This is a genomic window from Mesorhizobium intechi (assembly GCF_002879535.1).
GTDB classification, from domain to species: domain Bacteria; phylum Pseudomonadota; class Alphaproteobacteria; order Rhizobiales; family Rhizobiaceae; genus Mesorhizobium; species Mesorhizobium intechi.
Map to the genome: position 1 here is coordinate 38,921 of NZ_PNOT02000107.1, position 13,289 is coordinate 52,209.

Genomic DNA, 13,289 nt, shown 5'->3' on the forward strand with positions numbered 1-13,289 from the left:
GTTTTCTTGGTTTCATCTGAGTTTGATGCGGGGGTCGATGAAGGGGGCGATGATGTCGGCCAAGAGGTTGCCGAGCACGATGGCGAAGGCCGAGACCAGCGTGACGCCCATGATGATGGGGATGTCGACGCGCTGGATTGCCTGCCAGGCGAGTTGACCGATACCGGGCCAACCGAACACGCTTTCGACGACGACGATGCCGCCCATGAAGATGCCGATATCGATGCCGATCATGGCGATGACCGGCAGGATGGCGTTGGGCAGCGCATGGCGGAAAACGATGGCGCCGCGCGCCAGGCCTTTCGCGCGCGCGGTGCGCACATAATCCTGGCGCAACACGTCGATCATCGACGAGCGCATCATGCGCGCGTACCAGCCTGCGCCGAGGATGCCCATGGTCAGCGACGGCAGCACCAGATGGCGCCAGGTGCCGTAGCCGCCTATCGGAAACCAGCTGAGCCTGACGGCAAAGACGTAGAGCAGCAGAAGGCCGACGACGAATTGCGGCGCCGAGACGCCGACGAAGGAGGCGACCATCAAGGTCTGGTCGGTCGCCGTGCCGCGCTTGACGGCGGCGATGAGGCCCATGCTCAGCCCGATGAGCAATTCGCACAGGATGGCGCCGACCATCAAGAGCAGGCTGGCCGGCAGCCGCGACACGATGAGCTCGGTGACTTCGGAGCGCTGGATGTAGGAGCGGCCGAGATCGCCGCTGACGAGCCTGGTCAGATAGTGCCAGTACTGGACGACAAAGGGCTGGTCGAGACCGAGTTGCTGGCGGATGTTCTCGACGGTCTGCGGCGTGGCGCTGCGGCCGGCGATCTGGCGCACCGGATCGGCCGGCAAGAGATAGAGCAGCGCGAAGGTGATCAGCGAGACACCGAGCAGGATGAGCAGCGACTGGATGACGCGGCGACCGAGATAGGCGATCATGCCCGGCCTCTTTGCGTCGGATCGAGGATGTCGCGGAGCGCGTCGCCGATCAGGTTGAAGGCCAGCGCAAGCGCCAGGATCGCCGCTCCCGGGAAGAACACCAGCCAGGGGGCGGCCTGGAAATAGGTCTGGTTCTCGAAGATGATGTTGCCCCAGGATGCCGTCGGCGGCTGCACGCCGATGCCGAGAAAGGAGAGCGTCGCCTCGAGCAGCACCGTCGTCGAAATACCGAGCGTGCCCCAGACGATGATGGTCGGCAGGAGATGCGGCAGGATGTGGCGGAACAGGATGCGTGGCGCGCCGGCGCCGATGGTGCGCTCGGCGTCGATGAATTCGCGCTCGGCAAGCGAGGAGGTTTCGGTGTAGATGACGCGCGCGGTCTGCACCCAGTTGACCAGCGCGATGACCATGGCGACGATCCACAGGCTCGGCTGGAAAACCGCCGCCAGGCAGATGGCGAGCAGCAGCGCCGGAAACGCCATCATCAGATCGGTGAAACGCATCAGCGCGCTGCCGATCCAGCCGCGGAAATAGCCGGCGGTGACGCCGACGAGTGTGCCGATGAACAGCGCCACCCCATTGGCGACGATGCCGATGATCAGCGAGGTGCGGGCGCCATAGAGGATGCGGGTCAGAAGATCTCGGCCGAGCAGGTCGGTGCCGAGCCAGAACTTGGCATCCGGCGGCAGTGGCGAGCCCTCTATGGTCAGGCCGTCGAACATCTGCTCGTTGGGATCATAGCCGGTCAGCCACGGCGCCAGTACGGCGGCGGCGACGACAATGGCGACGATGACAAGGCCGAGCAACGCCAGGCGGCGTTTGACCAGCCGGCGCCAGACGCCGGCGCGCGGCTTGGCCGGCATGCGCGCGGGCGCCGTGAGGTCAGGCGCGATGGGACTGGTCATCGCCGCCTTCCCCGCTCGTTGCTTCCTCGTCGGTCATCGCCACGATCCGGCGCGCGGCATCCTCGACGCTGATCTGCCAGCTCATCGCCAGCGAGCGCAGCTGCGCATAGGCGCGCTCGTCGTCCGAGCCTTTCGACAACGCCGCCACCGCGCGCACGATGGTCTGCCGCTCGGCGACGCGCTGGCGCAGCGATGCGATTTCGCCGGCCAGGTGTTTGCGCGCCTCGAAACTCTGCCTTGCGATCAATAGCGCGCTGTAGACGCCGGCAGTGCCGACCGGCTTAAGCAGTTGCGCGTCGGCCTTGTGCGACAGCGCCCATTCGATGCGGCCGGGCGCCTCCGAACCGATCAGCGCCACCAGCGGCATCGGCGCTTCACCGGCTTTCCAGGGGAATTGCTCGTCGAAACCGAGATCTGCGTCGAAGAAGACGAAATCGGCCGCCAGCGCCCCCGGCGGCAGTTCCGGCCAGCAATCCAGCGCGATCAGGCCGATGGCCGACAATTGCCTGGTGATGGCCTGCACCGTGGGATGCGGGCGATGCAGGATGAAGGCCCTGGCACCGCCGAGATTGGGAATGCGCGGCGTTCTGGTCACGACACCACCCGCAGGCGCGGACGCCCGAACGTCCTGGCAGGATCGTAGCGCGACAGATAGGGATCCGGCGCGACCTCATCCTCACGACTGACGACCTCGAAGAACCCATCGGCGATCCGGCCGATGATGACAGGCAGCGTCGCGTGCTGGGTGTTGGCGTCGATGACGATCGGTCCGAGCCGGGTGGAGAAGCGCCGTTCGGCGAAGGCCTTGGAGAATTCCCCGGGTCCGGCTTCAGGGTTGCGCGAGAGCACGTCGGCCATGACCTGCACCGAGGCATAGGCCGAGGCCTCGAAGGACGAGGCGAAGGCCGCCGGCCGCGGCGCGAAATACGGGCCGACGGACAGATGCCCTCTCCCTGTCTCGCCGATCGCCGGCAGTTCGCCCTCGGTGAGGTTGCAGGAGATGACGGGGCAATTTTCCGGACGGAAGGCCGCATCCTCGTCGCCCAGCCGGCGATAGTCGGCGAGGAAGGCGTAGGACGAGGTGCCTATCAGATTGTTGAGGATGAAGCTCGGCCGCGTCGCCCGGATTTCCCCGATCAGGCGCGACACGTCGGTCTCGCCGATGCGCAGATAGCGTTCGCCCAGCACCTTGCCGCCGGCGTCGGCGATCAGGTCGCGCGCCACGCGGTTCATCTCCCAGCCCCAGATATAGTTCGAGCCGAGCAGGAAGCCGTTGGCGCCGAAGCGCGGCACGACATGGGCCATCAGCGGCACCAGATGCTGGTTGGGACAAGCGTGCATATAGACGACATGCTCGTTGGCCTCAAAGCCTTCATAGGGGCATGCATACCAGAGCATGCCGCCGGCCTTCTCCAGCACCGGAATGGTCTCTTTGCGGCTCCAGGAGGTCACGCAGCCGACGACATGACGCGCGCTGCTGGTCTTGAAGATGTCTTCGCAAAGCGTCGCGTAGCGGTCGGCATTGCTTTGCGGATCGCGCTCGACCGGCACCAGCTCGATGCCTGAGCCGCGGTCGGCATTGATGTCGGCGATCGCCCGCATGGCACCCATGCGGCAAGCATCGGAGACGAGCTGATAGCTCCCCGAACGGGAATAGAGGATGCCGATCTCGATGCGCCGTTTCAAACAGGACCCCAGAAATGAAAAAGCCCCGCAGCCAGCGCCGCAAGGGCGAGGCATACGAGGCATTCTTGCCGCCCGGCGATCAGAGCCGGTATTTGGCCTTAGGGTATTCGGTCCGGCCGGTCAGTCAAGCGGGAAAGTGCGCGGGGCTCGCCTCCGCCCTGCGGCAACTGCTTCCGACGCCAGGCGGCAGGCGCTTCGCCTGTCCATTCTCGGAAGAACCTCGAGAAAGAGGCCGGCTGGTCGAAGCCGATCTGGCAAGCGATGTCCTCGACCGTGCGCACGGTGAACAGCAGGAGCCGCTTGGCTTGCGGAAGCCATCGCTCGCCGACGACGCGCTTGACGCCGCTGCCCAGCACCGCATGGGCGGCCCTGTCGAGATGACGCGGTGTCGTGGCCAGCGTCTCGACGTAACGGTCGACCGGCGAGTTGTCGCGGAAATGCGCATCGACAGGCCGGCGCAGGCCCATGGCCAGCAATGCATCGGACGATCGGGCGGCGGCGGCAGTCGCCGGCGCGAGACGCGCGATGCGGGAGAGCGCGACGGCAACCAGCGACGGCGGATGGTGTCGTTGCCGGCCTGCGCCTGGGCGGCGGCTCGGCACTGCCCTATGTCGATCGCAACCACGCACAGCCGACACGGCTCTGCAGCTTTGGCGGATGAGCTCAGCTCTCGCCGTCGATCAGCGCGTCCAGCAGGTCGAGCAACTGCTCCAGCCGTTCATGTCCGAAGCGGCGCTCGATGTCGTCATAGATGACGCGGCGTTCGGGGGACAGGGCGACGATCAGGGCAGAGCCGGCCGGGGCGATGGCCAGGACGACACGGCGACCGTCGCCTTCCGCCTTGTTGCGGGTGATATATCTCCGGCCCTCGAGCGCCTTGATGATGCGCGTCAGGCTGGGCGGCAACACAGAGGCGCGATCGGCAAGCTCGGTCGCGTCGACCGGGCCGGCCTCGCTCAGCACCCGCAACACGCGCCACTGCTGTTCGGTCACGTCATGCGCGGCGAGCATCGGGCGAAACCGGGCCATCACCACTTCGCGGGCATGAAGAAGCGCCATTGGCAGGGAGCGGCGGATGTTCTCGGGCAGCACGTGAAATTCTCTCCGAGCTTGCAATCGGCGACAAGGCTTTGCCGAGCACAGCCTGGCCGTCAAGGCCCGTCATCCCGTATCGTCGCATCGGGCCGGGTGCAAGGCTTGACTTGAGGGCTTCGCGGTGACCTCGGTGACGCTTGTCGGCGCCTCGGCCGTGGCCGGCCAGCGGCACCGGCGGTCTCGGCGACCTCGCCATCCGGTGTGGCTACCAGCGGTTCGAGACCTCGGCGATGGTCGCGGTGGTGATCGTGCTGATCATCCTGGTGTGCGGGATCCAGTGGGAGGGGGATTGATTGGCGGCACGGCTGAACCGGCGGGGGTGAGCCGGCTAAGCCCGCAACCTAACCCCTTCCGGATCAAGGAACGGCATCGGCGCAACCACCGCGCGGGTCGGCTTGCCGCCTATGTCGATGCCGAGCTCGGTGCCGACGCTCGTAAACGGCAAGCGCAAATGCGCGGTCGCCAGCACCTTGCCGAGGGAATAGCCGTGGTCGCTGTAGGTGACGACGCCGGCATCCTCGCCATCAGCCAAAACCCTGGCGTCCGTCGCCGCCGGTCTGTCGCCGTCGAGGATCAGGCCGGTCCAGCGCTCGTCGAGGCCCCTGTCGCGGATTTTGAGCAGCGCTTCGCGGCCGATGAAGTCGCCCTTGTCGAACTTGATCCAGCGGTCGAGGCCGACATGGAACGGCGTGCGGGTCTCGTCCATGTCGATGCCATGCGCCGGATAGGCCTTCTCCAGGCCGAGCGTGAACATCGCCAGCACGCCATAAGGTTTCAGGCCGAAGTCCTTGCCGGCTCGCATCAGCGTAGCCCAGAGCGAGGCCGCCTCGTCGGCCGGCACGAAGAGTTCGAAGCCGAGTTCGCCGGTCACGCCGGTGCGCGAGATCAGGACGCGTGTGCCGTTGACATGGCCCGCGGTGAATGACCAGCGCTTCAGTCCGTCGAGGTCGGCATCGCCGATCATCGCCTTCAGCAATTCGCGCGAGCGCGGGCCCTGGATGGTCGGGAAGGCGACGGCGGCGGTGATGTCGGTGACATAGGCCTTGCGGCCCTGGGCATGGTGCTGCAGCCAGGGCAGCATCTTCAGCCGATTGACCGAGCCGGTGACCAGCATGAAATGCTCCTGTCCCAGCCGGAACACGGTGAGGTCGTCGATGATGCCGCCATCCTCGCGGCAGACCGTGGAATAGCGGACGTGGCCCGGTTTCATCGCCGCGGCATCGTTGACGATGACATGGTTGACCAGCGCCTCGGCCTCTGGCCCCTTGATGTCCATCTTGCCCATGGTGCTGAGATCCTGCACGCCGACATTGGCGCGCGTGTTCAGGTGCTCGTCGGCGATGCCGGAGTAATATTTGGCCGAGATGAAATCGCCGCCGACCCGACCCATGGTCGCGCCCAATCCGACGATGCTGCTGTAGAAGGGGGAACGCCGCTCAGCCAAGAAGGTCTCCATAATGTATCTGTGGTCTAGAGACCGTTTCGAGATTCGCTCTGGCGAGACATAGGGTGGTGGTTTCGAGAACCGGAGGGCAGCGGACGTTCAGGTCCGTGAGCACCGGAAGCGCAGGAAACACCTTCAGATGGCCGCCAGAGTAGAATTTCCAAACGGTCTCAGCTGCCGTAGACGTCGAACGAGAAGTATTTGTCGTTGATTTCCTTGTACTTTCCATTGGCGCGCAGGGCGTCGATCGCCGCATTGAACTTGTCGGCGAGTTCCTTGTTGCCCTTCTGCAGGGCGATACCGACGCCGGGGCCGTGAATGGCCGGATCGGCCGTCAGCGTGCCGAGCAGCTTGCAGCAGGCGCCATCGGGCTTCTTCAGCCATTCGGTCAGGATGATCGAGCCGTCCATCATCGCATCGAGGCGGCCATTGGCCATGTCGGTACGGGCGTCGTCGCCGGTCGGGTAGGCCTTGACGGTGGAGCCCGCATATTTCTGCTCGGCGAATTTCTGGTGGATGGTGGCGGTCTGCACGCCGAGCGCCTTGCCTTTCAGATCATCGGGAGAGGTGCCCGCGATGGTCGAGTCCTTCGGCACGGCGATGGCCGGCGGCGTCTGGTAATATTTGTGGGTGAACTCGACCTTCTGCGCCCGCTCCGGCGTGATTGTGATGTTGATGATGGCATCGAACTTGCCGGCTTGCAGCGCGGGAATAGAGCCGTCGAAGTCCTGAACGGTGAATTCGCACTCGGCCTTCATCTGCGCGCACAGCGCCTTGCCGAAGTCGATGTCGAAGCCGCCCAGCGTGCCGTCGGCATTGGCATAGTTGAAGGGCGGATAGGCGCCCTCGGTGCCGATCCTGAGCTTGTCCTGGGCGCTGGCGGCACCGGCGGCAAGGGCGACGGAAGCGGCAAGCACGAAACGACCGAAAAGACGCATGTTCCAGATCTCCGTTGACCGGAGAAGTCTAGGGGCTTTCATGCGCGCGGCGGAGACGGAAGCGACATGCGCTGCGGCGATCACGGCGCGATGCGCGATCCACGCCGTGGCGGATGCGGTGTTTAGCCGGCGCGCTGCCTGTCCGTCGCCTCGCGGTCAATCGTGAGGTCACCCGCCGACAGGACCACGCCAAACTTCTCGCTGGCTTGCGCTGAGGTGTAGTACCCCAGCGCCACATCGCGAAGGACAAGACCGGCGTCACGCTCGCGCGGGTCGCCATAGCCGCCACCGCCCGGCGTGCCGACGCGCACGCGGTCGCCGGCCTTCAGCGGAATGTCCTGCTCCTTGGACAGATGCGGCGGCACATGCTCCACGCCGCCCCGGAAGACCGTCACGCTGTTGGGCTCGCCGTCCTTTCCGCCGAGCGCGCCTTGCGGGCCGAAACGGCCGTGATCCATGACGAAGGAGGCCCGCGCATCGCCGCGCAGGATCTCGACCTCATAGGCGAGGCCGAAGCCGCCGCGATGCTTGCCGGCGCCGCCCGAGCCTTCGCGCAGCGCGTAGTGGCGGTAGAGCACCGGAAAAGCCTGCTCCATGATCTCGACCGGCGGCGATTTGGAAATGCCGATGGTCGAGCAGCCATTGGTCAGCCCGTCATGGCCAGAATTGCCGCCATAGCCGCCGCCGGAGATCTGGTACATGACGTAGTCGCGGCCGCGCACCGGGTCGTTGCCGCCGAGCGCGAAATTGCCGCTGGAGCCGGCGGGTGCGGCCGTCACCTTGTCGGGCAATGCCTGGACCATGGCCGCAAACACCGCCTCGGCGATGCGCTGCGAGACTTCCGCCGCGCAGCCCGACACGGGACGCGGATATTTGGCATCGAGGAAGGTGCCTTCCGGCCGCTTGACGATCAGCGGCTCGAAGGCGCCGGCGCTGATCGGCACATCCGGGAAAATGTGGCGCATGGCGAGGTAGACCGAGGACAAGGTCGTCGCCAGCACGCTGTTCATCGGCCCGGCGCAAGGCTTGGACGAGCCCGAAAAATCGAAGGTCAGCGTGTCGCCCTGTTTCTCCACCGCAAGCGCAATGGTCAGCGGTTCGTTGACCACGCCGTCGGAATCGACAAAGGCCTTCGAATGATAAGTGCCGTCGGGAATGGCGGCTATGTTGGCGCGCATCTGCTCGGCGGCGCGGCGGCGCAGTTCGGCGATCGCCTCGACCACTGTTTCGCTCCCGTAACGATCCAGGATTTCGTTTAGCCGATCCTGACCGATCAGCAGCGCCGCGGCCTGCGCCCTGATGTCGCCGATGCGCTGGTCGGCGACACGGATGTTGGAGCAGATGATGGCGTAGATCTCGGGATCGAGCACACCCTTCTTGAACAGTTTGACCGGCGGCAGCCGCAGGCCTTCCTGCTCGACCGCGGTCGCGGAGGCCGAGAAGCCGCCGGGCACCGAACCGCCAATGTCGGGCCAGTGGCCGGTGTTGGACAGCCAGCAGAAGATCTTGCCGTCCCTGTAGACCGGCATGGCGAAGCGCACATCCATCAGATGGGTGCCGCCAAGATAGGGGTCGTTGACAATGTAGATGTCGCCCGGCCCAGGGGCCAGGCAGCGGCCGTCCGCGATCATCTCGATCACCGTCCTCGTCGAATATTGCATGACGCCGACGAACACCGGCAGGCCCTGGCTTCCCTGCGCGATCAGCGAGCCGTCGACGGCCGAATAGATGCCGTCGGAGCGGTCGTTGGCTTCCGCAATGACCGGCGAGAACGCCGCACGGGAGAATGTCAGATCCATCTCGTCGCAGACCTGCTGCAGCGCGGCCTGGAGGACCGAAAGCGTGATGGCGTCGAGCTTGGCCATATCAATGTGAGACATCTCAGGCCTCGCCAATGTCGATGATGATGTTGCCGTCGGCATCGCAGCGGGCGCGGTCGCCGGGCTCGAGCACGGTGGTGGCGTCCATCTGTTCGAGGATCGCCGGCCCTTCGATAACGGCATCGAGCGGCAGCTTTTCGCGCGCATACACCGGCGTGTCGTGCCATCGGCCCGCATACCAGACCGGCCGGATCTCGCGACGCGCCTCGTCCAGCGTCCCGGCGCGCCCGGCCGGGTCGATCAGCCGCGACAGGTCGATCGCCGGGCGCACGCCGGTCACCGAAGTGTTGAGGTTGACCAGGTTGGCGCGGATTTCCGGCAGCTCGACCTTGAAGCGGGCGAAATATGCCTTTTCGAACAGGGCCTGCAGCTCCTGCCGGGTCACCGACGAGGACGGCAGCGGCACATTGATGATGTGGGTCTGGCCGACGAACTGCATGTCGGCGGAATGGCTGACGCGGATCGTCTCCGGCTTCACCGCCTCCTTGCCGATCAGTTCCCCGCCTTCGTTTCGGTGCCGTTCCAATACTTGGTGCAGCTGGGTTTCGTCGAGAACCGAGACCGGCTGGTTGATGGTGTTGACGAAGTCATGGCGCAGATCGGCGACGACGCAGCCGAGCGCGTTGGTGATGCCGGGACGTGCCGGCACCAGCACGCGGGGCAGGCCGAGTTCGCGCGCCAACGCTGTCGCATGAAGCGGGCCGGCGCCGCCGAAGGCAAACAGCGCGAAATCGCGCGGATCATGGCCGCGCGACACAGAAACCATACGGATGGCGCCCGCCATCTTCATGTTGCCGAGCCGCAGCACCGCACCCGCCGCCTCGACGCCGGACAGTCCGGTCGCCTTGCCGATCTTGTCCTCGAAGACGCCGGTGACGCGCTCGACTGTGACCGGGTTTTCAACGGCCAGCAGCTTCTTCGGCGCCAGCCGGCCGAGCACCAGATTGGCGTCGGTGATCGTCGGCTCCAGGCCGCCGCGGCCATAGCAGATCGGGCCGGGATTGGCGCCGGCGCTTTCCGGGCCGATCTGGATCAGGCCGGCCGCGTCGACGCGGGCGATCGAACCGCCGCCGGCGCCGACCGTGTGCACCGCCACCATCGGCACATGGATCGGCATGGCATATTCGATCTCGATCTCGTTGGAGACCGCCGGCTCGGCGTTGCGGATCAGCGCCACGTCGGTCGAGGTGCCGCCCATGTCGTAGGTGACGAGGTTGTCGAAGCCGGCGCGCTTGCCCGTATAGGCGGCAGCGATGACGCCCGAGGCCGGACCGGACATTACGGTCTTGGCCGATTCACGTGTGACGAAGCGGGCCGAGATCATGCCGCCATTGCCGTTCATGATCAGGAAGTCGCGGGCATAGCCTTTGGCGGCCAATTCCTTGCGCAGCCGCTCGACATAGCGTTCGAGAATCGGCTGCACCGAGGCATTGACCGACGCGGTGACGCCGCGCTCGAATTCGCGCGCTTCCGACAGCAGCGCGTGGCCCGTGGTGATGTAGCCGTTCGGCCAGAGTTCGGCGGCGATCTCGGCGGCGCGCCGCTCATGCGAGGGGTTGGCGTAGGAATGTAGGAAATGGATCACCAGGGATTCGCAGCCGGCCGCGATCAGCGCCTTCACTGCCTCGCGCATTTCGGCCTCGTCGAGCGGCGTGTTTACCGCACCCGAGGCCTCGACGCGTTCCGACACTTCGAGCCTGAGATTGCGCGGGATGACGGGAACGAAAGTGCCGGTCATGCCATAGGGGTGCGGCCGCGTGCGCCGGCCAAGCTCGATCACGTCGCGAAAGCCGCGCGTGGTGATCATGCCGGTCTTGGCCAGCCGGCGCTCGAGCACGGCATTGGTGGTGGTGGTCGTGCCATGCACGATGAGGTCGATGCCGTCGATCGCAAACCCGGTGGCGCCAAGCGCCGAAACCACGCCGAAGGCCTGGTTGTCGACGGTCGTCGGGGTCTTGGCGATATGCACCTTGCCACCGTGCCGGCCGTCGACCAGAAGCAGGTCGGTGAAGGTGCCGCCGACATCGATGCCGGCCACGACGCTGCCCAGGGAATCCGGCGGCTGCACCGAAAAATTCTCTTCCATTGTCGAAACCCGAAATGCTGGGACTACGGATATGGCGCAGTTTGGAAAGGTGTTTCGCGCCGGTATCTTGACGCAAATATCGTTTGTATACTAATAAATTCGGGACACAAGAGCTTACCGCTTTGGGAGTGTGCGAGCAGCACGCCGGGACCTGAACGGTCCGGACGTGCAGGAAAAGGTTTGGCGCCCGCGTCCCCGGTTGGGCCAGAAAGTTGGATTTGATGAACACCACATCCGCCTTCAACACCGCCGGCGCCCGCCCGCTTCAGTTCCCGATTCCAGCCAATGTCTATGCCGAAACGGTCGTCTCGGTGAAGCACTACACCGACCGGCTGTTCTCGTTCCGCATCACCCGCCCGCAGTCGCTGCGCTTCCGCTCCGGCGAATTCGTCATGATCGGCCTGCCCAATGCCGAGAAGCCGGTGTTCCGCGCCTATTCGGTGGCAAGCCCGGCCTGGGACGAAGAGCTTGAATTCTTCTCGATCAAGGTGCCGGACGGCCCGCTGACCTCGGAACTGCAGAAGGTCCAGGTCGGCGACACCGTCATCATGCGCCAGAAGTCGACCGGCACGCTGGTGGTCGACGCGCTGACCCCGGCCAAGCGGCTGTTCATGATCTCGACCGGCACCGGCATCGCGCCCTTCGCCAGCCTGCTGCGCGACCCCGACACCTATGAGAAATTCGACCAGCTGATCCTGACCCATACTTGCCGCGACAATGCCGAGCTGACCTACGGCCAGGAATTGGTGGCGGGCCTGGAAAGCGACCCGCTGATCGGCGAACTGACCACCGGGCGCGTGACGCTCTACAATTCGACGACCCGCGAAGAATCGGCCTGCATGGGCCGCATCACCGCGCTGATCGGTTCGGGCAAGTTCTACGCCGACCTCGGCATCGAGAAGCTCAATCCGGAAACGGACCGCATCATGATCTGCGGCTCGATGCATATGTTGAAGGACGTCAAGGAACTCGCCGAAAGCCTCGGCTTCCAGGAAGGCTCGCTCAGCCATCCCGCGACTTTCGTCGTCGAGCGCGCCTTCGTCGGCTGAGCCGCACGCCGACCTCAAAACCTGCATTTTGACCATGCGGTCAAAAACTAGCTGCTTTCGCGGCCTTTTTCGGCTATCCCTCGCTTGAGGACTCGTGAAGCGTGGCTTCACGGGCTATCTTGTCGGGAAACGACGCGCACCAAGACATAAGCGCAAGTCGCTGAATGAAAGGGCAGGAGATGAGCAGCACAATCCGCGAAGCCGATCTTGGCACCAAGGTGACGCCGCTGCCGGCCCGCGCCGCCGCCAACACCCCGATACCGCCGGATCATCGCATTGCGCGCAATCCCGGCATGAAACTCGACCTCGGCTTCATGGAATCGGTGCGCAGCGTCAACCGCTCGGCGCTCGAACGGCGCGTCGCCAGCCTGACCAAGCGGCGCTCGATCAAGGCCGATAACCAGGCGGCCTGGCTGCTGCGCGCCGTCGCCTGCATGGATCTGACGACGCTCAACTCGAACGACACGGAGGAGCGCGTGCGCCGGCTCTGCGCCAAGGCGATCAATCCGTTTCGCCGTGACATCGTCGAAGGCCTCGGCATCGCAGGGGAACCCATCCGGCCGGCCGCCGTCTGCGTCTACCACCCCTTCGTCGCCACGGCCGTCGATGCCGTGCGCGGCACAGGCATCCACGTCGCCGCCGTTTCCACCGCCTTCCCGCATGGCTTGGCACCCCTGTCGACCCGGCTGCAGGAAATCGAGGCTTCGGTGCGCGACGGCGCCGACGAGATCGACGTCGTCATCCCGCGCGGGCTGGTGTTCGGCGCCAAGTGGCGGGAGCTCTACAACGAGATCGTGTCGATGCGCGCTGCCTGCGGAGACGCGCATCTGAAGGTCATTCTGGGCACCGGCGACCTCGCCACTTTGCGCAACGTCATGCTGGCCTCGATGGTGGCGATGATGGCGGGCGCCGATTTCATCAAGACCTCGACTGGCAAGGAAAGCGTCAACGCCACGCTGCCCGTTGGCCTCGCCATGGTGCGCGCCATCAGGGCCTATTTCGAGGAAACCGGCTATCTCATCGGCTTCAAGCCTGCCGGCGGCATTTCGACCGCCAAGGCGTCGCTCGACTGGCTGGTGCTGATGAAGGAGGAACTCGGCCGGCCATGGCTGGAACCGGAGCTGTTCCGCTTCGGCGCGTCCAGCCTTTTGACCGACATCGAGCGGCAGCTCGAGCACCATCTGACCGGTCACTATTCGGCCAATCACCGCCACGCAATGGCTTGAGCACCCACCCCGATCGGCTTGGCCGGTCGACCCTCCCCGCGAAGGGG

12 protein-coding genes and 1 pseudogene are annotated in these 13,289 nt (G+C 65.3%); 3 read left to right on the forward strand and 10 right to left on the reverse strand.

Annotation, left to right across the window (positions count from 1 at the left end; all coding sequences use genetic code 11):
• Positions 1-12 precede the first annotated feature (12 nt).
• From C1D09_RS09530 to hpaR, 6 genes are all read right to left on the reverse strand, one after another.
• The gene (locus tag C1D09_RS09530) at positions 13-933 is read right to left on the reverse strand and encodes an ABC transporter permease (protein WP_143974025.1); all 921 of its coding nucleotides are present in this window, start codon (positions 931-933) and stop codon (positions 13-15) included.
• Complete coding sequence (locus C1D09_RS09535) at positions 930-1,838, reverse strand: ABC transporter permease (RefSeq protein WP_143974026.1); 909 nt, start codon at positions 1,836-1,838, stop codon at positions 930-932. The genes C1D09_RS09530 and C1D09_RS09535 overlap by 4 nt, the downstream gene beginning before the upstream one ends.
• Positions 1,816-2,433 carry an ANTAR domain-containing response regulator gene (locus tag C1D09_RS09540; RefSeq protein ID WP_143974027.1) on the reverse strand — a complete coding sequence of 206 codons (618 nt, stop codon included), beginning with the start codon at positions 2,431-2,433 and terminating at the stop codon, positions 1,816-1,818. The genes C1D09_RS09535 and C1D09_RS09540 overlap by 23 nt, the downstream gene beginning before the upstream one ends.
• Positions 2,430-3,524: a transporter substrate-binding protein gene (locus tag C1D09_RS09545; protein WP_143974028.1), complete on the reverse strand. Its 1,095-nt coding sequence runs from the start codon at positions 3,522-3,524 to the stop codon at positions 2,430-2,432. Before C1D09_RS09545 ends, C1D09_RS09540 begins: the two co-directional genes overlap by 4 nt.
• 98 nt (positions 3,525-3,622) lie before the next feature.
• Positions 3,623-4,126 (reverse strand): helix-turn-helix transcriptional regulator, encoded by a 504-nt coding sequence (locus C1D09_RS09550; RefSeq protein WP_246135692.1) that lies wholly within the window; start codon positions 4,124-4,126, stop codon positions 3,623-3,625.
• Positions 4,127-4,187: 61 nt separating this feature from the next.
• A complete protein-coding gene (gene hpaR, locus C1D09_RS09555; RefSeq protein WP_425463411.1) occupies positions 4,188-4,583 on the reverse strand; it encodes a homoprotocatechuate degradation operon regulator HpaR in 396 nt (131 codons plus the stop codon).
• A gap of 142 nt (positions 4,584-4,725) precedes the next feature.
• Between hpaR and C1D09_RS09560 the strand changes: the two are divergent.
• Positions 4,726-4,912: pseudogene (locus C1D09_RS09560) on the forward strand (ABC transporter permease); the annotation flags it as partial.
• A 35-nt stretch (positions 4,913-4,947) separates the two neighbouring features.
• On the opposite strand, the gene C1D09_RS09565 reads toward C1D09_RS09560, so the two are convergent.
• From C1D09_RS09565 to C1D09_RS09580, 4 genes are all read right to left on the reverse strand, one after another.
• On the reverse strand, positions 4,948-6,063 hold the full coding sequence (locus C1D09_RS09565) for an aminomethyl transferase family protein (RefSeq protein WP_246135693.1): 1,116 nt from the start codon (positions 6,061-6,063) through the stop codon (positions 4,948-4,950).
• Positions 6,064-6,233: 170 nt separating this feature from the next.
• Positions 6,234-7,001 carry an ABC transporter substrate-binding protein gene (locus tag C1D09_RS09570; protein ID WP_143974031.1) on the reverse strand — a complete coding sequence of 256 codons (768 nt, stop codon included), beginning with the start codon at positions 6,999-7,001 and terminating at the stop codon, positions 6,234-6,236.
• A gap of 122 nt (positions 7,002-7,123) precedes the next feature.
• Positions 7,124-8,866, reverse strand: a complete 1,743-nt coding sequence (locus C1D09_RS09575) for a hydantoinase B/oxoprolinase family protein (protein WP_143974110.1) — start codon at positions 8,864-8,866, stop codon at positions 7,124-7,126.
• A gap of 16 nt (positions 8,867-8,882) precedes the next feature.
• Positions 8,883-10,967, reverse strand: coding sequence for a hydantoinase/oxoprolinase family protein (locus C1D09_RS09580; protein WP_143974032.1), 2,085 nt, complete (start codon positions 10,965-10,967; stop codon positions 8,883-8,885).
• 221 nt (positions 10,968-11,188) lie between these two features.
• On the opposite strand from C1D09_RS09580, the gene C1D09_RS09585 reads away from it, so the two are divergent.
• Together C1D09_RS09585 and deoC are read left to right on the forward strand one after the other, a co-directional pair.
• Positions 11,189-12,016, forward strand: a complete 828-nt coding sequence (locus C1D09_RS09585; RefSeq protein WP_143974033.1) for a ferredoxin--NADP reductase — start codon at positions 11,189-11,191, stop codon at positions 12,014-12,016.
• A 179-nt stretch (positions 12,017-12,195) separates the two neighbouring features.
• On the forward strand, positions 12,196-13,242 hold the full coding sequence (deoC, locus tag C1D09_RS09590; protein ID WP_143974034.1) for a deoxyribose-phosphate aldolase: 1,047 nt from the start codon (positions 12,196-12,198) through the stop codon (positions 13,240-13,242).
• Positions 13,243-13,289: the final 47 nt, after the last annotated feature.